Annotated in this window: 1 protein-coding gene; it reads right to left on the bottom strand. The window is 41.5% G+C overall.

Annotated features, from left to right (window positions below):
- Positions 1-349 (bottom strand): glycoside hydrolase family protein (locus KK062_RS30120; protein WP_254088092.1); only part of this gene is annotated, 349 nt, incomplete at both ends.

The raw sequence follows: 349 nt of genomic DNA on the forward strand, positions 1-349 counted from the left end.
GTATATAATGATGCCGTCGGATTATCATTTGCCTCCATTCGCCAACATCCGCCACCTTGGCTGTCTTTGCAGAAAGTATTGATGAGAATATTTGCGACCGCATCCGCACGCATTTTCCATGTGTCATCTCCTAGAAATTCGTACGCAGATAAGTATGCTAATCCAATCCCACTTATTCCTGAATTGATACTAAAGTCATTGTAAATAAATTGTATTGGTGTATTCTTTAGCGCACGCTCAGCGACGATTCTGTATTTTTGATTTTTCAAACGACGGTAAGCTATAATAAAGGCGTAGGCGATCCCGGAGTATCCATCAGAAAATCCCAGTGAAGCGGAATGGTCCTTAT

Origin of the sequence: Dawidia cretensis (assembly GCF_018598175.1) — a bacterium.
GTDB classification, from domain to species: domain Bacteria; phylum Bacteroidota; class Bacteroidia; order Cytophagales; family Cyclobacteriaceae; genus Ohtaekwangia; species Ohtaekwangia cretensis.